Here is a 25,092-nt window from a genome sequence, read left to right as displayed (position 1 = left end):
CAGGACTGCCCGCCCCTGGCAGAAGGTGAACGCCGGTCGTCACAGCCCAATCCAGCACACCGGGCCAGCCAGCCTGGGGAGCCAACGGCTCCCCTTGCCGCAGCGGCCCGATGACCGTCTATGGATTCCGGGGCTTCTCAGGGCGTTCGAGTCGGCGCCATCCCGGTCCTCTGATCCGAGAGCCCCTCCTGCTGACAGCGGATGGCCAGGCTTGGCGAGGGCCGCGGTCGAGGGCTCAGGAGTCGCGGAACACCCGAACCAGGTAATCCGTGAAGGGCTTCGTGAGATAGCTCAGGGGGCTGCGCGTCTGCGTCGCGATAAAGGCCTCGACGGGCATGCCCGGAAGAATATGCATGTCTGGATCCAGCCGCTGAACCTCGCCGTCGTTCAGGGCGACCTCCGTGCGGTAGTAGGTGGTTCCCGAGGCCTCGTCGGCGAAGGCATCGGCGGACACCTGCACGACATGGCCGAACAACTCGGGCGTGCTGCGCTTGTCGAAGCTCGGAAACCGGAGCACCACCTCCTGGCCGACATGGACCTGATCGACATCGCGGGGCGGCACCTGGGCCGTGATGACCAGGGGGCGATCCTGAGGGACGATGTACAGGACGGCTTCGGCCGGCTGGAGCACCGACCGAGGCGCAAAGACCGTCATGCCATGAACAACGCCAGAGACCGACGCCCGGATCTCGAGATTGTCGAGCCGGGACATGAGCATCGACCGACGCTCGGTCAGCTCGATCTCGTTGAACTGAAGATCCCGCAAATAGGAGATCGCCTCCTCTCGGCGGACCGTCTCCAACCGGCGGACCTCGATGTCGAGCTCGATGATCCGGTTCCTCGTTTCGGCCGTCATGGCGGCCGCCTCGCCGATCCGGCCGGCAAGGCTCGCCTGCTCGCGGCGGAGAGCCAGGACGCGCGCGTTTTGGGTCAGGCCCTGGCTGAGCAGCAACTCCTGATTGGCGACCTCGTCGTCGATAAGGGCCTGCTGGCGCTCCAAGGCGGCCCGCTGCGCCTCGATCCCCTGTATCTGGCTTTCCAGCTGATCCCGCTGACGGTGCAACTGCTCGCGTTGCCAGGTCTCGGATTCCATGCGCGCCTCGTGCAGGCGCCGCTGGCCCTCCATGAGTTCGGCAGCAACCGGGTTGTCGCTCCGCGCCAGAATGTCGGGGAATGCGATCTCGCGGGCCGAGTCCCGTTCGGCCTCGGACCGGGCGCGACGGGCAAGGATCTCGAACAGCTGACCCTCGACGATGGACAGCTCGGAGCGGATCTCGTCGGAGTCGAGTCGGATCAGCAGATCGCCCGCTTCGACCCCGTCGCCTTCGCGAACGGCGATCTCGGCCACGACCCCGCCATCCGGATGCTGCACGACCTGCCGGTTCCGCTCCACCTCCATGCGGCCGCTCGCGACTACCGCGCCACTGATGTCGGCCATCACGGACCAACTGCCGAAGCCGCCCAGCAACAGTCCCAAGGCGAGGAGGCCGGCCAGGGCAGGGCCGCGCACCGGCCAGTCCCGCTTGATCTCGGCTGGCTGGCGCTGCGGCCGGGTGGGCGGCCGGTGAACCGGCAGGGATCGTGGCGGCGCAATCGGGCGAGGGGGCGTAAAGTCGCCCCGGCCTGGATTGGGAACGACGGTCATGAGAGTCCTCCTGTCCCGCTGGCCCGCAGGACGTCGGTGTGGTTGACGACCAGCTCGCGCATCACCTCGTCGCGCGGACCAAAGGCGCGGCGCGCGCCCTTGTCGAGCATCAGGATCAGGTCGCACTCGCGAAGCGCAGCGGGACGATGCGCCATGATGAGGACGCAGGCCCCTTCCGCCTTCATGGTACGGATCGCTCCGTTGAGCGCGGCGGAGCCGTCATTGTCGAGATTGGAATTGGGCTCGTCCAGGATCAGCAGGACAGGGTCGCCGTACAGGGCCCGCGCCAAGCCGATGCGCTGGATCTGCCCCCCCGAAAGGCGGCCGCCGCCAACCGTGATTCGTGTGTCATACCCCTGGGGCAGCCCGAGGATCATCTCGTGGGCCCCAGCCCGCTGCGCCGCCCGCACCACGAGAGCGTCGTCCGGCTCGGGCGAAAGGCGGGCGATGTTCTCCTTGATGGTGCCTTCGAACAGGGTCACCTGCTGGGGCAGGTACCCGACATAGTGGCCAAGCACGTCGGCATCGTACTGGTCCAGCGCAGCCCCATTGAGGCGGATCTTGCCCGCGGCAGGACGCCACGTCCCCGTCAGGGCCCGGGCCAGCGTCGACTTGCCTGCGCCCGAGGTGCCCACCACCCCGACCGCTTGGCCCGGCTCCACCGAGAAGCTGATCATCCGCAGCACCGCCGCCTGCTCCCCCGGGGGGATAACCGTCACCTGCTCGACCTCTAGGCGGCCCTTGGGGCGGGGCAGGGCGGTTCGCAGCGCTTCGGACGGAGCGGCGTCGAACAGCGTGGCCAGGTTGCCCCAGCCCTCGCGGGCCCGCTGGAGGACGGCGGACTGGCTGACGACCAGTTCGATGGGCGCCAACGCCCGCCCGAGCAGGATCGAGCCCGCCATCATCACGCCCGGCGTCAGATTGTCGTGCAACACGAGATAGGCCCCAAGGCCCAGCATGGCGGACTGCAGGAACAGCCGGAACGCCTTGATCAGCGCGTTTATGCTGCTGCTGACCTCGCCTGCCACGGCGCTGGTGCGGAGGGATCGGTCGCGCGCCGCGCGCCAGCGATCCACGGCGGCTCCGCGCATCCCAAGGGAATGCACAAGGTCGGATTCCTGCCGTATCTGGTTGCCTGCAGCCTCGGCCTTCATGGCGGCCGCCGTCGCATCGGCGAGCGGCTTGCGGGACATGGTCTGATTGAGCACGGCGAGCCCGAGGAGCATCACAGCGCCCCCAACGGCCAGAAGGCCCATCCAGGGATGGAACAGCATGATCGCCACGAAGAACAGCGGCGCGAAGGGCAGGTCGAACAGCGCCGATACGACCGGCGAGCCGATGAGGCGACGGACCGCTTCCAAATCCCTGAGCGCGCTGGCGGCTTCCTTTCGGCTGCGACCCATGGAGTTGGCGCGCAACGCGGCCACGAAGGTCCGTTCGGACAGCATGGCCTCGAACCGCGAGGCGATCCGGCTCAGGACGCGTCCGCGCACGACGTCGAGCAGGGCCATGATCCCGTACAGGAATGCTGCGATGCCCGTCAGAGCGACCAGCGTCTCGATCGACCGCGATCCCAGCACCCGGTCATACACGTTCATCATGTAAAGGGGGCCGGTAAGGACGAGCGCGTTGACGAAAACGCTGAACAGGGCAACAAGCCAAAACAGACCGCGGCTTTGCCGGAGCGTGGCGCGCAGTTCCTCGCTGCCGGATAAGACCGTTGACTCTGATTTCCGGAACATTCGAAAAACTCCTGGAATGGGGCGTTCGGGAAATGGAGAGGGATCGATGAATTGCAGTGAGCAGGCGATCAGCCTTGCTGAAGGAAACGCCGGGGCTGATCGCCGCTCATCATCATGGGTTGTTCCATTCCGGTCCTCGCGGTAATTCGCGAGGGTTTAGCCCCATTACAATCGGGCGACTCCGAAAGCGTGGTAGGGGGCGTCAGGGAAAGCGCCATGGCGACCAGCTGGCTTTGCCGCGACGCCCCCGTCTTGTCGAAGATGCTGCGCAGGTAGCTGCGCGCGGTGGACAGCTTCACGTTGATCTGCTCGGCCGCGTCGTCCAGGCAGTCCCCATGGATGAGGCGCGAGGCCAAGCGCTGCTCGGTCGGGGTCAGCCCCAGTTCGGACAGCATCATCTTGAGCGTCGCACCATCCTGGGGCCGGTTCGCGCAGACGACCAACGCCAGATCGCGCAGGGCTGGCACCGGGGTCACCACGACGGCTCTTTGCGGGAGCCGGCTTTCCTCGTCATCGCCGGAAAGCAGCACGACATGTGACCGGCGGGCCCCGCCGTCCGTGGCTGCCCGGACAGCTTGCTGAAGCCGTTTACCCACCTCTGCCGATCGGGCCACGATGCGGCCTTCATGAAGGGTCAGGATGCCACCGGATCCAAACTCCCGGTCGGCCGCGGAGTTGGCATAGACGGATCGGCCGTTCCGATCCACGAGAGCGATGGGGATGGTCAGGCGGTTCAGGATGGCATCGAGGATGTCCCGTTCCGGTGCCGTGCTTTGGGCTCCGGCCATCCGCTCGCTTTCCTGCATCAGCGTCAGGCGGGCCAACTCGCGTTGCCAGCGCGGAAAGGTTGCTCCGACTGCAGGGCCGACCAGGGTCACAAAGGGAGTGGTTCCCAGGAGAGGAAACCACGCGGCGATCAGACAACGGTCGGATTTGAGCCAGGCCAGCGTCCTGTCCGAATCTTCGACAGGCTCCAGTATGATCTCCGGATCGGCGCGGTCCCGCTCCGCTGCGGCCGAGGCGGCGACCAGCCGTTTCACCAAGGCTGCGATCTCGCCCGTGGGGATCTGCGTCGTCCGGTTCTCAAGAGGAAGCCCGATGCCAAACCTAAGCTTGATGTACCCTTGCTGACCGGGTGAAACGGACCCGATGGCGGCGAAGGGAAGCTTGGCCGCTTGGGCCAGGAGTTCTGCGTCCTTGTGCTGAAAAACCTCGTTCGTAGCGGGGATGGCAACCATCAAGAGGTTCCTTGTTGCGTGACCTGAACAGCAAGCGAGCCCAAGGTCGCGCCATGTCGGTCACACTTCTGCCCCTGTTTGGGTACAATTCAGGCAGAATGTTGCCCAAGTCGGGTTTGCCATACGTTGGAGGCCGCAAAGGCCGGGAGGCGCCCCGCCTCGGCTGATCTTTGATAAGTCCTCATTGAACCAGCCCTTATCCACGACCGGTCATCCAAGCACCCACTGGTCGTTAGGGGTTCCCACAGGGCTCGATGCTTCACCCGCTAGGCCAGTGCGCAGACGCTTGCTGCCACTGAATTGCCTTAGTTCTGTCTCTATTGGCCTTGACCGGAAGAGAAAAACGCCGCCCCGTTGCTGGGGCGGCGATGTGGTCGTGTGCGATCAGGGGCAGGCGGCCTGATCAGAGATCGGACTGCAGATCGATGTAAAGGTCGCCATTGCTGATGTAGACGTTGCTGTCGGTGTCGATCGCGGCACCGGCGAAGACGTCCTCTTCCGCAAAGATCAGCGTGTCGCCGAAGCGGCCTTCCAGATCGACCACGCAGACCTCATCGGGCTGCTCGGGCTCCTCGCAGTCCACACTCGGGGTGGGGATCTGCCAGTCGACGGGCGTGACGGCCACGTCCTCGAACTCGATGATGCCCTTGCCTTCGCCGTCGTCGGTCAGGAAGTCGATCAGGCTGGTGCCACCCGAGCTGCCGCCCGGAATGCCGCCACCGGCAAAGATGTCGAGGCCATCCAGTTCGTTGACCAAGTCCTCAATCCGCACGGTGCCGCCGCCGGCCGCCGTGATGACTACATCGTCCCCGTCGATGACGGCGCTCAGCTGTCCCTCGAAGACGGTGTGGAAGACGATGCTGTCGCCATTGTCCACATCGAAGTCGGTGACGGTGTCATCGCCGAAGCTCGGAATGGCCACGCCGTCCAGGACATAGCCGAAGACGAATTCGTCCGCGTCGCCGCCGCCGGTGAGGGTGTCGTCGCCTTGGCCGCCGATCAGGATGTCCGAGTGCTTGTTGCCGAACAGGGCGTCATTCCCGGTGCCACCAACCAGCACGTCCATACCAAGTCCGCCGGTGAGGACGTCGTTGCCCTCGTTCCCCAGCACGAGGTCCGCGCCATCCTGGCCGGCGAGGTTGTCGTTGCCGGCATTGCCTTCGAGCTGGTCGTTGCCGGTGCCGCCACGGACGAGGTCATTGTCATCACCGCCGCGCAAGTAGTCGTCCCCGGCGTCGCCGCAGACCGTGTCGCTGCCCGCGTTGCCTTCGACGTAATCGGTGCCGTCGCCGCCGCGGACCATATCGTCGCCCGTGCCTCCGGTGATCCGGTCCGTGCCCGCATCGCCGTAGACCGAGTCATCGCCCGAGTTGCCGCCGAGCAGGTCGTCGCCCGTGCCGCCCGAGATCACGTCGTTGCCCGCGCCGCCATCCACCTCGTCGGCATCCTCGCCGGCGTAGATGGTGTCGTTCCCGGTTCCGCCGTCGATCTCATCCGACGCGTTCCCTTCGGAGGCCTGCCCGTCGTCGTTGTCGCCCCAGATGGAGTCGTCGCCGGCGCCGCCTTCGATGCAGTCTTCGTTGTCGTTGCCGACGATCCGGTCGTCCCCGCTGTTGCCGAACAGCTCGTCGTCGTCGGCCCCGCCGCGGATGTTGTCGTTGCCGGTCCCGCCCACGATGGCGTCGTCGCCATTGCCGCCCTGCAGGAAGTCAGCCTCGGACCCGCCGAACAGGTCGTCGTTGCCGCTACCGCCATAGAGCGCGTCATGAGCGCCGCCGCCCACGAGGACGTCGTCACCCAAGCCGCCCGAGATGAAGTCCTGACCGGCGTTGCCGGCAATGACGTCGTTGCCGTCTTCGCCCCGAAGGTCGTCGTCGCCCGCGCCGCCGGTGATGTCATCGTCGCCCGTGCCACCGCGGATGGCGTCCTCGCCGGCCTGACCGGCCAGGCAGTCGTTGCCGGACCCACCGGCGATGAAGTCGTCGCCGCTGCCGCCCGCGATCGCGTCGGCCCCTTCGTCACCGGACAGGGAGTCGTCCCCGGATCCGCCGAAGATCAGGTCGTTTCCGAGTCCGCCCTCGACGACATCGTCTCCGGCGCCCCCGCTGGCTGCGTCGTGGCCGCTGCCCAGATCGATCTGGTCATTGCCAAGGCCGCCGTCGATGGCGTCATTGCCGGCGCCGCCGCTCAGCAGGTCGTCGCCGCCCAAGCCAACAATGAAGTCGGCTCCAGCCATGCCGAGAATGGCATTAGCGTTGTTGTTGCCGATAATGGTGTCGTTCTCGGCAAAGCCCTTGGCGCGATCAACGCCCGACCAACGGGGCTTGTTGAGATCGATCAGGTCCGAGTCCGCCGTGCCGGCCGCGATAGGACCGGGAATGGCATTAAAATTGATTGGCATTACTAAACCCCCATTAGAGCACCTGCCCGCCGTCCTGATCTCGGTGGATTTATGGATCCATGTCGTTCAAGCACGGGACAGGCAAAGATTTGCCTGCCGGGTCGGAATGCTGCTACCCTCATTTGGAGGGGATCGTCGAACGTTGAACCAAAGTCCAATTGGCTCGGGCGACCCATGATCGAGCGATGCAACGTGGCCCGATCGACCATCGGGAACCTGAAGGATGGGTTTTCCTGGCCATCTGCCGAGCATCGCGGAGCAGGGGCAGATCGAACGGACGAGTAACCGGGCCGGGCGAACCGGCTGAGGAGACGCCCAATCGATCCGGCCAGGCGCTTTTTGATCGCGCCGTGGCCTAGCGGATGCGCGTCACTGGCGCTCCGAGTTGCCGGAAATCGCGCTCGCGGCAGGTCAGGACCAGCACCTGCAGGTTCTCGGCCGCCTTATGGAGCACGAGATGCATCCGGGCGAGCCGCCCCTCGTCGGTGTTGACCAGCGCGTCGTCCAGGATCACCGCCGATGGCCGGTTCGAGCCGCGCAGGATGTCGGCCAGAGCCAGCCGTGTGATGACGGCAACCTGCTCCCGTGCGCCGATGCTGAGATCGTGGAAGGCTTCCTCGCGATCGCCGCGGCGAAAGCCTTCGATCTCGAGCGTCGTCTCGTTCAACACCACGTCCGCGTCGGGCTGAAGGATACGAAGATACGGCCGCACGCGCTCCCTCACGGGGCCGAGCCAGCGGTCCTTGCTCTCCCGTTGAGCGCCTGTCAGCGCCTCATGCAGCAGGCGCGATGCTTCAGCCTCGTGCCCACGCTCCAGCAGTTGCCTGCGCCTGAGTTCAAGCTTGCCTTCCGCCTCCGCTAGCGCCTCGCCAACGCCTTCCCGTCCCAGGGCGCTCAGTTCGACCTCCAGATCGCGCTTCCCGCGGGTCAGCCGGTCGATGTCGGCGCGGATCGCTTCCTCCGCCTTCTCGGCGCGGCGCAACTCCAAGCGCACGATCTCGGGGTCCGAGGCGTCCAGGGCGGCGCGAGCCCGCGCGACCTCGGCTTGGGCCTCGCGGAGCTCGGCTTCGGCCTGGCCCAAGACCCGGTCCAGCGCCTCGTCAGCCGCCGCGCTTCTGACCTCGATCAGTTCACGAGCCAGCGCCTCGTTGTCCCGCGCAAGTCCGGCTGCACGTCCTTCCAAGGTCGCAAGCTCCCGATCCGTCGCGACCCGTGTGGCTTCGGCTTGCCCCGCTTCGGCTTCTGCCGCTTCGACCGCCTGGGACGCCGACCGCTGCGTTAGCCGGGCCGCGTCCAGCGCCGCTTCGCTGCTTGCCTTTGTCGATAAGTTCGGATCGGCGTTGGGCTGCGCGAGAAGCGCACGCTGGCTTTCCACCTCCTGCCGCAGAGCATCAAGTCCCTGGGGGGCCAAGGCCTCGATAAGGCGCAGCTGGGCTTGGGCCTCCTGCTCGCCGGCAAGCCTGCGCTGAAGTTCGGACCGCGCCTGGGCCAGATCGGCCACGCCGTCGGCATGCAGGCGTTCCATGAGGACGCGCTCGGCTTCTTCGGACTGCTGGACCAGGTCACGCGCCCCACCGCCTGGGTGGACGCGCAGGCGTCCATAGCCCTCAAGCGTCAGGTCACTGTCCTGCGACAGCCAGACAGGTGTCGCCGGATCATGCGCCCTGCCATCGACCTGAGCTCTGCGGCCCTGCTCGGGCGTGAAGTCGATCCGTACGCTGGCGGCCTGCCGCTGCGCCGTCGCGCGGTCGAGCCTCTGCTGCAATCCCTCGATCTCGCGCAGGGTTGCAGGCGTGATGCGGATCGACCGCACCACGTTCAGGGCCTCGCGCCGAAGACGGTCGGCTTCCTCGGCTCCGGACAGCTGCGTTTCCAACCGGCGCAAGTCCTCTCGGGCCCGTCCGCGACGGAGAGCCTGCTCCAGATGGCCCACCTGCGCTCCAGCGCTGACCAGCTCCTCCCGAAGCCCGCGCAAGCGCTGCGCTTGTTTTTCAGACGCGGCTGCCTGCGCGGCAAGGAGGCCAGCCACGCTTCGACTCTCCACCTGGGCGTGGTTCCAGGCGCGGGCTGCCTCCTCGGCGCGGCGGATCAGCGCCAGTCGCGCATTCCGGCGGTCCAGGGCCGCATCGCGCGCCGCACTGGCCAGCTTGCCCCGGGTTTCTGCCTCGCGCAGACCCTGGTCGAGGCGCTCCGCCTCGGCCATGGCCCTCCGCGCCGCGCCCAGATCTCGCTGGGCCTGGCCCAACGAGTCCTCATGGGCATGGCGGGCCAGGGCGTCCTGCCGCGACGCCAGTTCGCTCACCTTGCCGTCATGAGCCTCGAAGCGGCGGACCAACTCAGCCCGTTCGGTCTCCAGCGCCTCCACCTCGTCTCGCAGGTCCTTCCAGGCCCCCCGTGGCTTGTCCAACTTCGTCCAGAAGTCCTGCCGTCGCTTTTCGGCGGCCGACAGTAGCGCGCGTCCGCGTTCCCCGCCAAGCACCTGCCCGACCTCGGTCTCCAGCGCCGAGGCGATGGAGTCGCGCCCCGCACCCACGCCCAGCGACTCGTGCGCGGTGCCCTGCTGGACCCAAAGGAGCCCGTAGGCCCCTTGGTGCTCGGCGGGCTTGGAGCCGCCCGCGCCCGGCGGCGTGAAGCCCAGGAGCTCGGCCAGCCGTTCTTCGACCGCATCGCCGGTCAGGCGCTCGCGCGAGCCTTCCAGCTCGGCTTCCGGCTTCTGGCAGAAGGCCTTGCGGAGCCGCCACCGTTCGCCGCCCAGGTCGAAGTCGAGCCGGATTTCGGGTCGGACGGTCTGGCCGAAGGGCATCATGCCCTGCGCCACCTTGCCGCCGATCCGATGGCGTTCGAACAGCACCGTGCGCAGGGCGGCGAGCAGGGTGGACTTCCCTGCCTCGTTGTCGCCCACCACGACGTTGAGCCCGTCCCGGAGATCCTCCACCACGACATGCTGGAGCTTGCGGAAGTCCCGCACCTCGATCCGCCGCAGCTGCATCGCTCAGCCCTCCCGATTGCGGAGGTGGTCGAGGTAGATCATGCGAAGCGCCATCCGCGCCGCGGCCTGTTCGGGGTCGGCCGGGTCCTGCGCCTTGGCCCGGAGGCGATCCACGGCAAGGCGCACGAACCCCGCCGTGTCCAGGGCGTCCAGGTCATCCGCCGACGGGTCATCCACAAGGCCGCTCATGTCCACGTCGAGGTGATGGAGCCGTGCCTCCCACTGTGCCAGCGCCCGTTCGAGCCGGTTGCGTTCCGACAGGGTCACGCTGCCCCTCAGACTGAGCGCAACCACGCAGGCGCGGGGGTCGGCCTCCAGCGACTCGAGCGCCTGGATCGCCTTGTCGCAGCGGCCCAGGAGTTCCACCGACAGCCGGGTCCAGGCGAAGTGGCCGACGGGAATCGTTTCGATCCGTTCGGGGGCGCCCAAACCGTCGATGGCCACGAGATGCACGTTCCCAGCGTCATTGGCCTTGTGGCGGTCAGGCTCGGGGGCTCCTGCGTACCAGGTGCGCGGCGCAATTCGGAGCGCCCCATGCCAGTCGCCCAAGGCGAGATAACAGAGCCGCGCCCGTTCGGCCCGATCATCGCGGATCTCGTTGGCCGAGTCGCCCTTGTCGGGAAGCCGTCCCGCGACGCTGCCGTGGGCCAGGCCGATCCGGCAGCTCCCGTCGGGCGAGGGGGCGTCGTCGAACCAGTCGGTCTGGTCCACGACCTCGCGGCGCCGGCGGAGAGGCGCGGGCAGCACGGTCGCGCGGCCGTCCCAGCGGTCGATGGGCTCGGGCCGGTCGGCGATCACGATGTTCGACGGCAGGCCCATGGTCCTGGCCCGCGTCCACACGCTGTGTGCCAAGGCCGCATCATGGTTGCCCGGCAGGAAGACCCAAGTGCCGCCAAACGGCTTGAGCGCCTCGACCGTGCGATAGATGGTCTTGTCCGCCACTTCGTTGCTGTCGAAGGCGTCCCCTGCCACAAGCACTGCATCGACGCCTTTGCGGGTCGCGAGTTCGGCGATGCGCTGAACCGTCCTGATCCGCTGGCTCCGCAACTCGGCTCCCGAGTCGCCCGCGACATGGGCGAAGGGTTTGCCGACCTGCCAGTCGGCCGTGTGGATGAAGCGAAAGGACAAGCGCGGCTCCTCGAGACTCGGGGCACGATAGTCGGCTTGGGTCCGTCATGACAGAGTTGGAACAGGGGTGGAACGATCACGGACCCGAGATCGCCCACTCCGCGCTGGGGACGACCAATTCATCCTGCGCCCGTAAACAGGTGGAGGGGAGAGACGACTGCCCCGGCTAGCCCGAGCGTGATGTTGCCTCAGTAAAGCTCGACCCGAGCCACGCGGGAGTAGTAGGACACCAGCGTCGGCGCGCGGACGCCGGGGTTGGCTTCGTCCCAGGCCTCCATGCCCGACCGATAGACGCCGTGCTTCCAATACAGGTAGTCGGCGTCATCCTCGATAAGCGAGATGTTCGTCATCTCTGCCACCAGCACGCCGTTATGCGACAGCCGGAAGGCCGCTGCGTTCTCGCCGGGACGCGGCAGAACATCGAGTGCGTACCAGTTCCAGGCATTCACGACGAACGGCACGGGCAGCCGCACCCCGGCCGGACCGTCCTTGTACTTGGAATTGACCAGGATCTCCTGCACGCCGTTCTCTCGGCGCATGAACAGGATGGGATAGCGGTTCTTCTCGTCGAAGACCTGCCCATGGGTCTGCTTGGGCGACATCTCCGTATATTCGGCGGAGTGGATCAGAATATCCCACGACTGCCGGAACCAGTCTGCCCGGCGCGACACCCGGACCATCGTCTCGTCGCGGAACTCCACCCGTTCGCGGTTCTTCCTCGCATCCGATGAGCGAGGCCCCTGCCAATGGTCGCCGGCGCGCAGTTCGAAGCGCTCGGCCTGCCGCCCGAAGAAGACGCCACGCTGGTACCGGCCCTGCGTGTCGTCGTCCTCGGTCGCGGCGACCTGGATGTAGCCCGCCATGCCGGGATAGGAGATGTCTTTGATCTTCACGGTTCGGGTTCCTTGTCTTTGACGGACGGTCGATGCGGCACCGAAGGGCATGCCGACAAAGGCGGTCGGGCCTTGGGCGACCGTCGCCTGGTTGGACCAGAGGTCTGCTGCGCTGCAGTGGATTTCAAGTCGGGCATCTCCCGCAGGAGCGGGGAACCCTGCCGACAGGCGGCCGTGCCAAGGCTGCAACGGCCCTGACGCCCTGAGTTCGGCGGCACTTGGCTGAGTCCCGGACCGGTTCGGGTAACCGCGATGGCCGGGCCGGTTTCCATCCGGCCCATTCCCGAGGCGTCGGCGCCCCTGTTGCGGCAACCCCGCCCATGACCGCGGCAAGGTGAAGGCCACCCGGACTTGACCCAAGGCAGGCCACCCGCCGACAGTGCCGAAGGCCAGCAGAAGGAGAGCAGGGCATGACGAACGTACTTCAGGTCATCCCGGCCCGGCAAGGGCGGGCGGTTCGTCTGCAGGCGGGGCAGGCGATCCGGATCGTCAACACGCATGGCACGCAGGTCGTGGACACCTGGTGCTTCAATGCCGCGGACATGGGCGAGTTCATGTCGATGGAGCACCTGCATGCTACCTTGGGGAGCATCTTCCCGGTCCGGGGCGAGCCGCTTTTCACCAACCGCCGCCGTCCGATCCTCATTCTGGAGGAGGACACGTCGCCTGGCCGCCACGACACGGTGATCGCCGCTTGCGACGTGCATCGCTACGCTCTTCTGGGCTGTCGGGACTATCACGACAACTGCACGGACAACCTGCATGCCGCCCTGCGCCAGATCGGCCTCCGCTCTGACGAGTGTCCATCGCCGCTGAATTTGTGGATGAACATCCCGGTGGCCCCCGATGGCCGGATCACCTGGGGCGAGCCGCTGAGCAAGCCCGGTGATGCTGTCGTGCTGAGAGCCGTGATGGACTGCGTCGTGGCAATGTCCGCCTGCCCGCAGGACATGATACCCATCAATGGCGCGGACTGCCGCCCGGTCGAGGCGCATTATGAGGTGCTGACCTGACCGCACGGGACAACCTGGCCCGACACGCAGGGTTACTGGCGCCCATCTCGGGTGAACCCTTGAGGTCCGCTGGCGTTGCCGTTCTGATGGAGAGCGCAACGAACCCGGAGACGTGACGATGAGAAAGCTTTGCCTCGCCTCGGCCTTGGCGCTCGCCGCTGGCGGTGCGGTCGCCCAGGACGTGGTCCGCTTGGGGACCGAAGGCGGCTACCCCCCCTACAACTTCATCAATGACCAGGGCGAGGTCGATGGCTTCGAGATCGAGCTTGGGAACGAGCTCTGCGTCCGCGCCCAGCTCACCTGCGAGTGGGTCACGAACGAGTGGGACTCCATCATCCCCAACCTCGCATCGGGCAACTACGACACGATTCTGGCCGGCATGAGCATCACGCCGGAGCGCGACGAGGTCATCGACTTCACACAGGATTACATTCCGCCTACCCCGTCGAGCTATATCGGCCTGTCAGCCGACATCGACGTGACGGCCGCGACGGTCGCGGCGCAATCCACCACGCTCCAGGCGAGCTTTGTGGCTGAATCTGGGGCCACGCTCCTTGAGTTCGCGACTCAGGACGAGACCATCGCCGCCGTCCGCAGCGGCGAGGCGGATGCGGCCTTCGGCGACACCGACTACCTCGCGCCGATTGTCGAGGCCTCCGGGGGCGAGCTCACCTTCATCGGCGAGCCGGTCCCGCTCGGCGGCGGCATCGGCATGGGTGTTCGCGAAAGCGACCAGGAGCTCAAGCAGACCTTCGACGACGCCATCACGGCCATGAAGCAGGACGGCTCGCTGAACGCGCTTCTCGCCAAATGGTTCGGCGAAGGGGCCCCGAGCTACTGATCCGTGCGAGGGCGGGGCTGCACAGCCCCGCCCATCCGATCAGGTTGCGAACCGCTCCGGCCCGAAGGGGGCGATGATCGGGTCGCGGCGCCCCCTCAGGATCTCCTCTGCCACGGTCCGGCCGATCACGGGGGCGAGGGTCACGCCCGAATGGGTCACCGCCACATGCAACCCCGGCGCGACGGAACCCACGATGGGTAGGCCGTCGCGCGGCACCGGACGATGACCGATGGTGTAGCTGTGCATGCGCAGGCTATCCCCGCCCTTTACCCCGTTCCGGATGGCCTGGAGGAGATCCGCCGCGACAGCGTCGGGGTCGGTGCCCGGATCGCTTCCCGCATAGTGGCCCGAGCCCAGGAGGCGCCCGTCCCGGAGTTGGCGCAATTCCAGCCCCGGCCCGACTACCAGACCATTCAGGAGGGGCGGCACGGCTTCTGTGGAGACGAGGAGGCCCGCCGGATCATCCACCGGCACATCGGCGCCGACCTGCGCAGCCAATTGCACGGTCGCCGTTCCGGCAGCCAGAACCACCCGATCCGCGCCGATCTTGCTCCCGTCCGCAAGCTGCACGCCCACGACATCACCGCCAGTCGTCAGGAGACGGTCGACAGGCTGGCCTACGGCCAGGGTGGCTCCACGCCGCTCCGCATCGTCCAGGATGCTCCGGGTCGCTTCCAGAGGCTCGATGGCACCTTCGGCGGGGGAGTGGGCCGCGAGCGCTGGCGGCCTGGCGAGCGCGGGCTCCAACGCGGCGGCCTCGGCCCCGTCTACGAGGCGGATGTCGTAGCCCTGCGCCTGCCGCTCGGCTACAAAGGCCCGAAGCTCGTCGTCGGCCAGGTCCCAGACGAGCCCACCGCACCAGTCGACCTCCAGTCCTGGAACGATCCCATCGAGACGCCGCCAGTCCTCCATGGACTGCATGCGGAGGCGGACGTAGTCCTCTGGGTGGCCCCAACTCGCGTTGATCCAGGCCCAGGATCTGGGCGTGGCCAAGCCGCCTGTCTCGCCTCCCTCGACGATGGTCACCCGTGCACCGCCCCGCACGAGATGCCACGCGACGGAGGCGCCAATGATTCCACCGCCCACTACGATCACTTCGGGACCCGTTGGCATTGCCGTGCTCCTGTCGCCGATGCCGGTCCGGCTTCATGCCTGCGCGACTGGCCGGGATCAAGGGTTCCGAGATCTGCCTGGACCCCTAGATCCACCAAGCCTCATGCCGTGGCGTCACGATCCCGGAGCCAGAGGAACCTGCCTATTCCTTGGGCGTTTTACCCTTGAGGGATCCGGCTGGCTCCGCCGCCGGGTGGGAGGGAAGGCCCGCATGGCACGAAGTTGCCGCAGGTGTCGCGACGTGGCGCCCCCGAGGCGTCGATGACCGCCGCCATCACGCTCGATGACAAGTATCGCGCCGAGGACGGCCGGGTCTTCTTGACAGGAACCCAGGCGCTTGTGCGTCTGCCCATGGCCCAGATGCGGCGCGACCGTGCGGCAGGGCTCTGCACCGCCACCTTCATCTCGGGCTACCGGGGCTCACCCCTGGGCGGCTATGACCAGCAACTTCTGGCAGCGCGCCGCTTCCTCGATCCGCTGGACATCACCTTTCAGCCCGGACTGAACGAGGACCTTGCCGCCACTGCCGTCTGGGGCAGCCAGCAGGTACCGCTGTCGCGGAAGGCCAACAAGGACGGCGTGCTTGGCCTTTGGTACGGCAAGGGGCCGGGGGTGGACCGCTCGGGTGACGTGTTCAAGCACGCCAACGCCGCCGGAACCTCTCGGCATGGCGGCGTCCTCGCCATCGCGGGGGACGACCACACGGCCAAGTCGTCCTCGATCCCGCATCAGTCGGACCACGCCTTCATTTCGGCGATCATGCCGGTCCTGTATCCCTCCTCGGTGCACGAGTTCCTTGGACTGGGCCTCCTCGGCATCGCCATGTCGCGGTATTCGGGCTGCTGGGTCGGCTTCAAGGTCATCTCCGAAACCGTGGAAACCACCGCCGTCGTGGACCTTGCGCAGGAACGGCGCGAATTCGTGCTGCCAGACTTCCATGTTCCGCAGGGCGGGCTCAACATCCGCTGGCCTGACCCCCCGCTCGTCCAAGACGAACGCCTTCAGGAGCACAAGGGGTACGCGGCCCGCGCTTTTGCCCGCGCCAACCGGGTCGACGAAGTGACCTTTGATACGCCGGGCGCGCGTTTCGGCATCGTGGCCTCGGGCAAGGCCTACGAGGATGTGGGACAGGCCCTTCAAGAGTTGGGCTTGGCAGAGCGGGAGTTGCACCGCATCGGCGTCCGCATCTACAAGGTCCGCATGCCTTGGCCTCTCGAACCCGAGGGGATCCGCGACTTCTCCAAGGGCCTCGAGGAGGTGCTGGTCGTCGAGGAACGGCGCGAGATCATCGAGCACCAGATAAAGCAGCAGCTCTTCAACTGGCGGGCGGACGTAAGGCCCCGGATCGTGGGCAAGTTCGACCACATGGACCGGCCCTTCTTGCACCTGTCGGCGGGGCTGACGGTCGCCGAGGTGGCCCGAGCCATCGTGGACCGCCTTGTGGCAAACGGAGTGCCGGACGACTTGAAGGCACGGATCCTCGAGCGCGTCGAGCGGCTGGAGGGGATCGAGCGGGCGATGACCGCGCACCAGCCCCCAGTGCTCCGTACGCCCTACTACTGCGCGGGCTGTCCTCACAACACCTCGACCAAGGTGCCCGAGGGCTCGGTGGCTCTGGCGGGGGTCGGCTGTCATTACATGGTCCAGTGGATGGACCGCAGCACCGAGACCTTCACCCAGATGGGCGGGGAGGGGGTCCCCTGGACCGCGCTGTCCCGCTACACCGACGAAGGGCACCGCTTCGTCAACCTGGGCGACGGCACCTTCTTTCATTCGGGGCACCTCGCGATCCGGCAGTCGGTCGCGGCGGCCGCGAACATCACGTACAAGCTCCTTTACAACGACGCGGTGGCAATGACCGGGGGGCAGAAGGTCGATGGGCTGCTGACGCCCGAGTTGATGACCCGGATGCTCCACGACGAAGGCATCCGCGACATCCGCCTGCTGTCCGATCACCCGGAAGCCTACCTGCCCGAAACCCTTGCACCCGGCACGTCGGTTCAGCATCGCGACCGGCTGGACGACGTCATGCGCGATCTGCGCGAGGTGCCGGGCGTGACCGCCATCGTCTATGTCCAGACCTGCGCGGCCGAGAAGCGGCGACGCCGCAAGCGCGGGACCCTGGATGACCCCGACATGCGCCTCTGGATCAGCCCGGAGGTTTGCGAGGGCTGCGGGGATTGCTCGGTGCAATCGAACTGCGTCGCGGTCGAGCCGCTGGAAACCGAGATGGGCCGCAAGCGACGCATCAATCAGTCGTCCTGCAACAAGGATTATTCCTGCCTCAAGGGATTTTGTCCTTCGTTCGTCACCGTGCGCGGTGGCCAGCCCCGCCGCCTTGCGGCCAGGGAGCGCCCCGACACCAGCCACCTGCCCGAACCCGCTCGACCGTCGATCGACCGGCCCTGGAACATCGCCGTTGCGGGTGTGGGTGGCACGGGCGTCCTCACCATCGGGGCGATCCTGGGCATGGCGGCGCATATCGAAGGGTTGAGCCCCATGGTGCTCGACATGGCGGGGCTGGCGCAGAAGGGCGGTGCGGTACTCAGTCACATCCGGATCGGCCCCCCCGCGGCTGCGCCGACCGAACCACGCATCGTCACCGGAGGCGCGGACGTGCTGCTGGCCGCGGATGCGGTGGTCGCAGTCTCCAAAGAGGCTGCCGTGCTCTGTGATCCGGAACGGACGGCGGGCGTGGTGAACACCCACATGACTCCTGTGGCCTACTTTGTCCGCCAGCGCGATTTCGACTTCCGCACGCAGGAGGTGGGGGCAATGCTCGCGAGCCACCTGCGCGAGCCGCCTCACGTCCACGACTTCACGGCGGCGGGCCTTGCCGTAGCAGGGGACGAAATCGCGTCCAACATCCTGATGTTGGGCTATGCTTGGCAGATGGGCCTGCTGCCGGTCAGCCATGACGCCATCGAGGCCGCGATCCGGCTCAACGGAGTGGCGGTGCAGGCCAACCTTGATGCCTTCGCCTGGGGCCGCGTTATGGCTCATGACCCCGCGCGGCTCCCGCAGGCCAAGCCCTCGGGACGCGCCATGGAGGAGATGAGCCTGCGCGAGCTGGTCGCGCACCGTCAGGCGCATCTGACGGCCTACCAAGGCAAGGGGCTGGCCCGGCGCTACGCGGAGTTGATGGGCCGCGTGCAGGCGGCAGCTGGGCGTCTCTCGGACAGCGACATCGCGCGCAGGATCGCCCGGTCGGTCGCCACCGGCTACGCCCGCCTGCTCGCCCCCAAGGACGAATACGAGGTCGCCCGGCTGCTGACCGATCCCTCCTTCCGCAAGGGACTCGATGAGGCGTTCGAGGGCGACTACCGGATCGCCCTGAACCTCGCGCCACCCGGCCTTGCCAAGCCCGGCGCCGGAGGCCGGCCCGAGAAGCGGGAGTTCGGTCCGCGCATCCTTCCGGTCCTTCGGGCTCTGGCGCAGATGCGACGTCTGCGCGGCACACCGTTTGACCCTTTCGGCCGTACCAGCGAACGCCGCGCCGAACGCGCTTTCCTGCGCGACTACGAAGGGGATGTGGAGCGGGTGCTGGCCCGGCTGGACGACCGCAACGCGCCCGCGGCCTTGGCGCTTCTTGACCTTGCCAATGAGGTCCGGGGCTACGGCCCGGTCAGGGCCGCCGCGATGAAGGCCGCCGCGCAGCGCCGTGCGCAGCTTCTGACGACATGGGAGCGCGGGGCCGAGCCGCCGACCACCACGCAGGCCATGGCGGCGGAATGACCAGATGAACGCACCCGCCCTTCAGTTCGAGCAGGACGGCGACCTTGCCGCGCTGCGCGACCTTGTCCACCGCTGGGCTCAGGAACGCCTCAGGCCCATGGCGGCCGGGATCGACCGCCGGAACATCTTCCCGTCCGAGCTTTGGTCCGAGATGGGCAGCCTCGGCCTCTTGGGCCTCACGGTGTCCGATGAGTACGGCGGCACGGGCTTGGGCTACCTTGCCCATGTCGTCGCCGTGGAGGAGATCGCCCGCGCCTCGGCCTCGGTCGCCTTGTCCTACGGGGCGCATTCCAACCTTTGCGTGAACCAGATCGCGTTGAACGGCTCGCCCGCGCAGAAGGCGCGCTTTCTTCCCGACCTGGTGGCCGGGAGCAAGGTCGGCGCGCTCGCCATGTCTGAAACCGGGGCGGGCTCTGACGTCCTGGGCATGACGACGCGGGCCGAACGGCGTGGCGACGTCTTCGTCCTCAATGGGGCGAAATACTGGATCACCAATGGCCCCGAGGCCGATGTGGTGATCGTCTATGCCAAGACCGACCCCGATGCGGGCTCCAAGGGCATCACCGCCTTCCTGGTGGAACGGGGCACCCCCGGCTTCGTCCAGGGTCCGCATCTCGACAAGCTCGGCATGCGCGGCTCCAACACCGGAGAACTGGGATTTAAGGATTGCGAGGTTCCCGCCGCCAATGTCTTGGGCGAGGTGAACTGGGGCGTGCGCGTCCTGATGTCGGGCCTCGACTATGAGCGGGTGGTCCTGGCGGGCATCGGGCTCGGCATCATGCAGGCCTGCCTTGATGAGGTGATCCCTTATGTGCGCGAACGCCACCAGTTCGGCCAGCCCATCGGGTCGTTCCAACTCGTGCAGGCCAAGGTGGCGGACATGCACGTCGCGCTGTCCACTGCCCGTGCCTACACCTACCAGGTCGCCCGCGCCTGCGACCAGGGCCGCGTGACCCGAGCCGACGCCGCCGCCTGCGTGCTCTACTCCTCCGAGCAAGCGATGGTGCAGGCCCATCAGGCGGTGCAGGCCCTGGGCGGGGCGGGGTTCCTCGGCGACTCGGTCGTGAGCCGTCTCTTCCGGGACGCCAAGCTCATGGAGATCGGCGCGGGCACGAGCGAGATCCGCCGCATGCTGATCGGACGCGAGCTGATCGGGACCTGAATGCGCCTCACCACCAAGGTCCAGCCCTCGTCCGACAGCTTCAAGGTCAACCGTGCGGCCCATCTGGCACTGCTGGAACAGGCCCGCCAAGCGGCCGAGTTCGCCGCGCAAGGGGGTGGTGAACCGGCGCGGCAGCGTCATGCGTCTCGCGGCAAGCTCCTCCCCCGTGACCGCATCGCCAACCTTCTCGATGCCGGAAGCCCGTTCCTTGAAGTCGGCGCGACGGCCGCGCATGGCATGTACGACAACGCCGCCCCCGGCGCCGGCCTGATCGCCGGGGTCGGCCGGGTCCATGGCACCGAGGTCATGGTCGTCGCCAACGACGCCACCGTGAAAGGCGGCACCTACTACCCGATGACCGTCAAGAAGCACCTCCGCGCCCAGGAGATCGCGGAGGAGTGTCACCTGCCGTGCGTCTATCTCGTGGACAGCGGCGGCGCGAATCTGCCCAATCAGGACGAGGTCTTTCCCGACCGCGATCATTTCGGACGGATCTTCTACAATCAATCCCGCATGAGCGCGAAGGGCATTCCCCAGATCGCCGCGGTCATGGGCTCCTGCACGGCGGGCGGGGCCTACGTTCCCGCCATGGCGGACGTGTCCATCATCGTCCGCGGCCAAGGGACCATCTTCCTTGCCGGGCCGCCCCTGGTGCGCGCCGCGACCGGCGAGGTCGTCACGGCTGAGGACCTGGGCGGCGCCGACGTCCATACCCGCCTGTCGGGCGTCGCGGACTATCTGGCCGAGGATGACCTGCACGCCCTCGCGCTCGCCCGCCGCGCCGTCCGCAGCCTCAATCGTCCGGCGCGCCCCTTGCCGACAGGCGAGGCCCCCGCCCATGATCCCGAGGACATCCTGGGCATCGTCCCCGCCGACCTCCGCACGCCCTACGACATCCGCGAGGTGATCGCCCGGATCGTGGACGGCTCGCGGCTCGACGAGTTCAAGGCCCGCTTCGGCGAAACGTTGGTGACGGGCTTCGCAGAGGTCATGGGCCAGCCGGTGGGCGTCGTCGCGAACAACGGCGTGCTCTTCTCCGAAGCTGCGCAGAAGGGCGCGCACTTCATCGAACTCTGCTCCCAACGGCAAATCCCGCTCGTTTTCCTTCAGAACATCACTGGCTTCATGGTGGGCCGCCGCACCGAGAACGAGGGCATCGCGCGCCATGGGGCCAAGATGGTGACGGCCGTGGCCACCACGTCCGTCCCGAAAGTCACCGTCATCGTCGGGAGCTCCTTCGGAGCAGGCAACTACGGCATGGCGGGGCGGGCCTATTCGCCCCGCTTCCTGTGGACCTGGCCCAACTCCCGCGTCTCCGTGATGGGAGGCGAGCAGGCCGCGACCGTGCTGGCCACCGTGCGGCGCGAGGGGATCGAACGTGCGGGTGGGCAGTGGTCCCCGGAGGAGGAGGTCGAGTTCAAGCGACCGACGCAGGAGATGTTCGACCGCCAGAGCCACCCCCTCTACGCCTCCGCCCGGCTTTGGGACGACGGCATCATCGACCCGCGAAAGACCCGCGAGGTGCTGGCCCTGTCTCTCCATGCCGCGCTCCATGCCCCGATTGAACCGACGCGGTTCGGCGTGTTCCGGATGTGAGCGCATGTTCAGCCGCATCCTGATCGCCAACCGAGGCGAGATCGCCTGCCGGATCATCGACACGGCCCGACGGCTAGGGGTCGAGACGGTCGCGATCTTCTCCGATGCCGACGCGAGCGCCCGTCATGTCGCCATGGCCGACCATGCCATCCGCATCGGCCCCCCGCCTGCGCTCGACAGCTATCTGAACTCGCCAGCCATCCTCGCCGCCGCAAGGGCGACAGGTTCGCAGGCGATCCATCCCGGCTATGGCTTCCTGTCCGAGAACCCCGATTTCGCAGAGGCCGTCGCGCAGGCGGGCCTCGTCTTCATCGGCCCTGGGGCCACCGCGATCCGCGCGATGGGTCTCAAGGACGCGGCCAAGGCGCTCATGGAACAGGCAGGCGTCCCGGTCGTGCCCGGTTATCACGGCGGGGACCAATCGCCCGAGCGCCTCGCGCGGGAGGCCGGGCGGATCGGCTACCCGGTGCTGATCAAGGCCGTGGCGGGCGGTGGCGGCAAGGGGATGCGCCGCGTGGCCGACCCAGCGCAGTTCTCCGAGGCGCTCGCTTCGGCCAGACGCGAAGCGCAGAACGCCTTCGGCAATGACGCCGTGCTGGTCGAGAGGTATGTCGCGACCCCCCGTCACGTCGAGGTGCAGATCTTTGGCGACGGCACCCGAGCCATCCACCTCTTCGAGCGCGACTGCTCCCTCCAGCGCCGCCATCAGAAGGTCATCGAGGAGGCTCCCGCGCCGGGAATGACCGAGGCGATGCGGCAGGCTATGGGACAGGCGGCGGTGCGCGCCGCCGAGGCGATCGCCTACGTCGGGGCAGGCACCGTGGAGTTCATCGTGGACGCCTCGGACGGGCTGCACCCGGACAGGTTCTGGTTCATGGAGATGAACACTCGCCTGCAGGTCGAACATCCCGTCACCGAGGCGATCACCGGGCTCGACCTCGTGGAATGGCAGCTCCGCGTGGCCGCCGGCGAGCCGCTTCCCCTTCGGCAGGAGGATCTTTCGATCCGCGGCCACGCCGTCGAGGCGCGCCTTTACGCGGAGAATGTGCCTGCGGGTTTCCTGCCCGCCACCGGCCGGCTGACGCGGCTGATGTTCCCTCAGGGCATCCGGGTCGAGACGGGCGTACGCGAGGGGGACGCGATCAGCCCCTGGTACGACCCGTTGATCGCCAAGCTCATCGCCCATGGCCCTACGCGCCAATCCGCCCTCGAACGACTCGCCGCCGCTCTCGCCCGGACCCAGGTCGTGGGCTGCGAAACGAACCTCGCTTTTCTTTCGGCTCTCCTGCGCCACGAGGCGTTCCGCGCGGGGCACCCCGACACTGGCCTGATCGAGCGGGATCTGTCCGCTCTCACCCTTGCCGCCCCGCCACCCCCCGAGGTCGCGGCGCAGGCCGTGCTCGTAGCTGCAAGCCCGGTGGAGGGGGTGCTGGCCGGCTTCCATCTCTGGTCGCCTCTTGCCCAAAGGATCGAACTTCGTTGGTCGGGGAACCCGGTCTCCTGCGGGCTCGTGGTGGACGGGCCTGACTGGGCGAGCATTGCCGTAGACGGCCGCGCGTTCACCGCCACCCGGAGCGCCGGCATCTGGCGCGTGGACGGATCGCCGGTCTTCGACACCTTGGCCGTACTCGGTGAGATCACTGTATTCGCGGGCGTGCTGGGCACCTTCACGTTCCAGATCCCCGACCCGCTGGACAGGCAAATCCCAGGGACCGGAGCAGAGGTCACGCTGTCGCCGATGCCGGGGCTTGTGAGGGCGGTGCTCGTCGCGCCCTGCCAAGACGTGACTCAGGACGCCCCCCTGATCGTCCTTGAGGCCATGAAGATGGAGCATACCCTGACCGCCGCGCGCAACGGCCGCGTGGCCGAGGTCCTCGCGAGCGAAGGCGCCCAGGTCGAGGCGGGCGTTCCCTTGGTCCGCCTGGAGCCTGCGGATGACTGACGTGGAGATCGTCGAGGTCGGCCCCCGCGACGGGCTTCAAAACGAACCCCGGCTCATCCCGACCCCTCACAAGACAGCCCTCGTCGATGCTCTGGCCGTCGCAGGGTTCCGGCGGATCGAGGCCGCATCCTTCGTGAGCCCCCGACGCGTCCCGCAGATGGAGGACGGGGCCGCGGTGCTGGCCGCGATCCGCCGCCCTGAACGAACCGGGTTCGTCGCCTTGGTCCCGAACCTCAGAGGCTACGAGGCCGCCCATGCGGCGCGCGTCGACGAAATCGCCGTGTTCACCGCCGCCTCGGAGGGCTTTGCCAAGGCCAACCTGAATTGCACGATCGCCGAAAGCCTGGATCGGCTGGCCCCGGTGGTAAGGGCGGCGCATGGCGACGGCCTGCCCGTGCGGGGCTATGTCTCGGTCGTGACGGACTGCCCCTTCGACGGTCCGACGGCACCCTCGGCCGTCGGCCGCGTCGCCGCTGCCCTGCGCGACATGGGCTGCGACGAGATCAGCTTGGGAGAGACCCTGGGGCGCGGAACCCCCGAGCGGGTGGAGGCCATGCTGCGCGCGGTGCTGGAGGAGCTTTCCCCCGACCGCCTCGCCGGGCACTTCCACGACACGGGGGGCCGCGCACTCGACAATGTTGAGGTGGCTCTCCAGCATGGTCTCCGGATCTTTGATGCGTCCATCGCGGGTCTGGGCGGTTGTCCTTTTGCTCCGGGTGCAGCAGGCAACGTCGCGACCGAAGCTCTCCATGACCGGTTGGTGGCGCTTGGCTACCACACCGGCCTTGACCCGGTGGCCCTGGCACGCGCCGCCACCTTCGCCCGATCCCTTCGGGAGCCGTGATGTTCCAGACCGTCACCTTGCAGTCCGACCCGACGGGCGTTGGGCGCCTGACCTTGAACCGTCCGGAGCACCATCATGCCGTCGACGCGCGCATGATGGACGAGATCACCGAGGCCGCTCGTCTGGCTGCGCGCGATCCTGCCATCCGGGTCCTGATCCTGTCATCGTCCGGCCCGACCTTTTGCGCGGGTGGCGACCTTGGCTGGATGCGCGACCAAATCGAGGCGGATGGCCCCAGCCGGGCGACCGAGGCCCGCCGCCTGGCAGGGATGCTGGAGGCCCTCGACAGACTGCCCAAACCGTTGGTGGCCCAAGTCCAGGGCTCTGCCTTCGGCGGCGGAGTGGGGCTGCTCTCGGTCTGCGATATCGTGGTGGCCGTCGATACGGCCGTTTTCGCCCTGACCGAGACACGGCTGGGCCTCATCCCCGCAACCATCGCCCCGTACGTCCTGGCCCGCATTGGCGAGCCCGCAGCCCGTCGCCTCATGCTATCGGCCCGCCGCATCACGGCGTCCGAGGCAGCATCCCTGTCACTCGTGGCCCGCGCTGTCCCCCCCGAGCGGCTGGCCGACGCGGTGGAGGAGGAGGTCGCGCTGCTGCTCGCCTGTGCGCCGGGTGCGGTGGCCGAGACCAAGGCGCTGCTGCGATCGCTTCGCCATCCGGTGCCGGACGCTGTCGAGCGCTCGGTCGCCGCGCTGGTCGCACGCTGGGAGAGCGACGAAGCTCGGGAGGGAGTCTCGGCCTTCTTTGCCCGCCGCGACCCGCCCTGGCGCTCGGGCTAATGGAGGCCCTGGACCGTTGGTGCGAAGA

The 25,092-nt window shown here is 67.6% G+C and carries 16 protein-coding genes; 8 read left to right on the top strand and 8 right to left on the bottom strand.

Annotation, left to right across the window (positions count from 1 at the left end; translation table 11 throughout):
- Positions 1-235: 235 nt before the first annotated feature.
- The 7 genes from FHG66_RS01585 to FHG66_RS01555 form a co-directional block, all read right to left on the bottom strand.
- Entirely contained in the window at positions 236-1,645 is a 1,410-nt protein-coding gene (locus tag FHG66_RS01585) for an HlyD family type I secretion periplasmic adaptor subunit (protein ID WP_139074930.1), read from the bottom strand.
- Positions 1,642-3,387: a type I secretion system permease/ATPase gene (locus FHG66_RS01580; RefSeq protein WP_139074929.1), complete on the bottom strand. Its 1,746-nt coding sequence runs from the start codon at positions 3,385-3,387 to the stop codon at positions 1,642-1,644. The genes FHG66_RS01585 and FHG66_RS01580 overlap by 4 nt, the downstream gene beginning before the upstream one ends.
- 68 nt (positions 3,388-3,455) lie before the next feature.
- Complete coding sequence (locus FHG66_RS01575) at positions 3,456-4,625, bottom strand: helix-turn-helix transcriptional regulator (RefSeq protein WP_139074928.1); 1,170 nt, start codon at positions 4,623-4,625, stop codon at positions 3,456-3,458.
- A gap of 403 nt (positions 4,626-5,028) precedes the next feature.
- Positions 5,029-7,026 (bottom strand): calcium-binding protein, encoded by a 1,998-nt coding sequence (locus FHG66_RS01570; protein WP_139074927.1) that lies wholly within the window; start codon positions 7,024-7,026, stop codon positions 5,029-5,031.
- Positions 7,027-7,381: 355 nt separating this feature from the next.
- Entirely contained in the window at positions 7,382-10,015 is a 2,634-nt protein-coding gene (locus FHG66_RS01565) for an AAA family ATPase (protein WP_139074926.1), read from the bottom strand.
- 3 nt (positions 10,016-10,018) lie between these two features.
- On the bottom strand, positions 10,019-11,143 hold the full coding sequence (locus FHG66_RS01560) for a metallophosphoesterase family protein (protein WP_139074925.1): 1,125 nt from the start codon (positions 11,141-11,143) through the stop codon (positions 10,019-10,021).
- A 188-nt stretch (positions 11,144-11,331) separates the two neighbouring features.
- Positions 11,332-12,036: a heparin lyase I family protein gene (locus FHG66_RS01555; protein ID WP_176556075.1), complete on the bottom strand. Its 705-nt coding sequence runs from the start codon at positions 12,034-12,036 to the stop codon at positions 11,332-11,334.
- A gap of 410 nt (positions 12,037-12,446) precedes the next feature.
- Here FHG66_RS01555 and FHG66_RS01550 point away from each other — a divergent pair, with 410 nt between their 5' ends.
- Both FHG66_RS01550 and FHG66_RS01545 read left to right on the top strand, forming a co-directional pair.
- Positions 12,447-13,049: a DUF1989 domain-containing protein gene (locus FHG66_RS01550; RefSeq protein ID WP_139074923.1), complete on the top strand. Its 603-nt coding sequence runs from the start codon at positions 12,447-12,449 to the stop codon at positions 13,047-13,049.
- 118 nt (positions 13,050-13,167) lie between these two features.
- Positions 13,168-13,890 (top strand): transporter substrate-binding domain-containing protein, encoded by a 723-nt coding sequence (locus tag FHG66_RS01545; RefSeq protein WP_139074922.1) that lies wholly within the window; start codon positions 13,168-13,170, stop codon positions 13,888-13,890.
- Positions 13,891-13,929: 39 nt separating this feature from the next.
- On the opposite strand, the gene FHG66_RS01540 is transcribed toward FHG66_RS01545, so the two are convergent.
- A complete protein-coding gene (locus FHG66_RS01540) occupies positions 13,930-15,003 on the bottom strand; it encodes an NAD(P)/FAD-dependent oxidoreductase (protein ID WP_139074921.1) in 1,074 nt (357 codons plus the stop codon).
- A 261-nt stretch (positions 15,004-15,264) separates the two neighbouring features.
- On the opposite strand from FHG66_RS01540, the gene FHG66_RS01535 reads away from it, so the two are divergent.
- The 6 genes from FHG66_RS01535 to FHG66_RS01510 are packed head-to-tail and all read left to right on the top strand — an operon-like array spanning position 15,265 to position 25,064.
- A complete protein-coding gene (locus FHG66_RS01535; protein ID WP_139074920.1) occupies positions 15,265-18,738 on the top strand; it encodes an indolepyruvate ferredoxin oxidoreductase family protein in 3,474 nt (1,157 codons plus the stop codon).
- A gap of 4 nt (positions 18,739-18,742) precedes the next feature.
- Positions 18,743-19,900: an acyl-CoA dehydrogenase family protein gene (locus FHG66_RS01530; RefSeq protein ID WP_139074919.1), complete on the top strand. Its 1,158-nt coding sequence runs from the start codon at positions 18,743-18,745 to the stop codon at positions 19,898-19,900.
- The gene (locus FHG66_RS01525; protein WP_139074918.1) at positions 19,901-21,496 is read left to right on the top strand and encodes a carboxyl transferase domain-containing protein; all 1,596 of its coding nucleotides are present in this window, start codon (positions 19,901-19,903) and stop codon (positions 21,494-21,496) included.
- Positions 21,497-21,500: 4 nt separating this feature from the next.
- Positions 21,501-23,438, top strand: a complete 1,938-nt coding sequence (locus tag FHG66_RS01520; RefSeq protein ID WP_139074917.1) for an acetyl/propionyl/methylcrotonyl-CoA carboxylase subunit alpha — start codon at positions 21,501-21,503, stop codon at positions 23,436-23,438.
- Complete coding sequence (locus FHG66_RS01515) at positions 23,431-24,282, top strand: hydroxymethylglutaryl-CoA lyase (protein ID WP_139074916.1); 852 nt, start codon at positions 23,431-23,433, stop codon at positions 24,280-24,282. Before FHG66_RS01520 ends, FHG66_RS01515 begins: the two co-directional genes overlap by 8 nt.
- Positions 24,282-25,064, top strand: a complete 783-nt coding sequence (locus FHG66_RS01510; RefSeq protein WP_139074915.1) for a crotonase/enoyl-CoA hydratase family protein — start codon at positions 24,282-24,284, stop codon at positions 25,062-25,064. Before FHG66_RS01515 ends, FHG66_RS01510 begins: the two co-directional genes overlap by 1 nt.
- The last annotated feature ends 28 nt before the right edge of the window (positions 25,065-25,092 follow it).

The sequence above is a fragment of the Rubellimicrobium rubrum genome (genome assembly GCF_006152115.1).
Taxonomy (GTDB): Bacteria; Pseudomonadota; Alphaproteobacteria; order Rhodobacterales; family Rhodobacteraceae; genus Rubellimicrobium; species Rubellimicrobium rubrum.
This window is presented reverse-complemented; position numbering and strand designations above follow the sequence as displayed.

Bases quoted from the DNA above. Each gene is read 5' to 3' on its own strand.
- FHG66_RS01550 (WP_139074923.1), top strand. From the start codon at position 12,447: ATGACGAACGTACTTCAGGTCATCCCGGCCCGGCAAGGGCGGGCGGTT.
- FHG66_RS01545 (WP_139074922.1), top strand. From the start codon at position 13,168: ATGAGAAAGCTTTGCCTCGCCTCGGCCTTGGCGCTCGCCGCTGGCGGT.
- FHG66_RS01565 (WP_139074926.1), bottom strand. From the start codon at position 10,015: ATGCAGCTGCGGCGGATCGAGGTGCGGGACTTCCGCAAGCTCCAGCAT.
- FHG66_RS01570 (WP_139074927.1), bottom strand. From the start codon at position 7,026: ATGCCAATCAATTTTAATGCCATTCCCGGTCCTATCGCGGCCGGCACG.
- FHG66_RS01540 (WP_139074921.1), bottom strand. From the start codon at position 15,003: ATGCCAACGGGTCCCGAAGTGATCGTAGTGGGCGGTGGAATCATTGGC.
- FHG66_RS01585 (WP_139074930.1), bottom strand. From the start codon at position 1,645: ATGACCGTCGTTCCCAATCCAGGCCGGGGCGACTTTACGCCCCCTCGC.
- FHG66_RS01530 (WP_139074919.1), top strand. From the start codon at position 18,743: ATGAACGCACCCGCCCTTCAGTTCGAGCAGGACGGCGACCTTGCCGCG.
- FHG66_RS01580 (WP_139074929.1), bottom strand. From the start codon at position 3,387: ATGTTCCGGAAATCAGAGTCAACGGTCTTATCCGGCAGCGAGGAACTG.
- FHG66_RS01515 (WP_139074916.1), top strand. From the start codon at position 23,431: ATGACTGACGTGGAGATCGTCGAGGTCGGCCCCCGCGACGGGCTTCAA.
- FHG66_RS01525 (WP_139074918.1), top strand. From the start codon at position 19,901: ATGCGCCTCACCACCAAGGTCCAGCCCTCGTCCGACAGCTTCAAGGTC.
- FHG66_RS01520 (WP_139074917.1), top strand. From the start codon at position 21,501: ATGTTCAGCCGCATCCTGATCGCCAACCGAGGCGAGATCGCCTGCCGG.
- FHG66_RS01535 (WP_139074920.1), top strand. From the start codon at position 15,265: ATGACCGCCGCCATCACGCTCGATGACAAGTATCGCGCCGAGGACGGC.
- FHG66_RS01575 (WP_139074928.1), bottom strand. From the start codon at position 4,625: ATGGTTGCCATCCCCGCTACGAACGAGGTTTTTCAGCACAAGGACGCA.
- FHG66_RS01510 (WP_139074915.1), top strand. From the start codon at position 24,282: ATGTTCCAGACCGTCACCTTGCAGTCCGACCCGACGGGCGTTGGGCGC.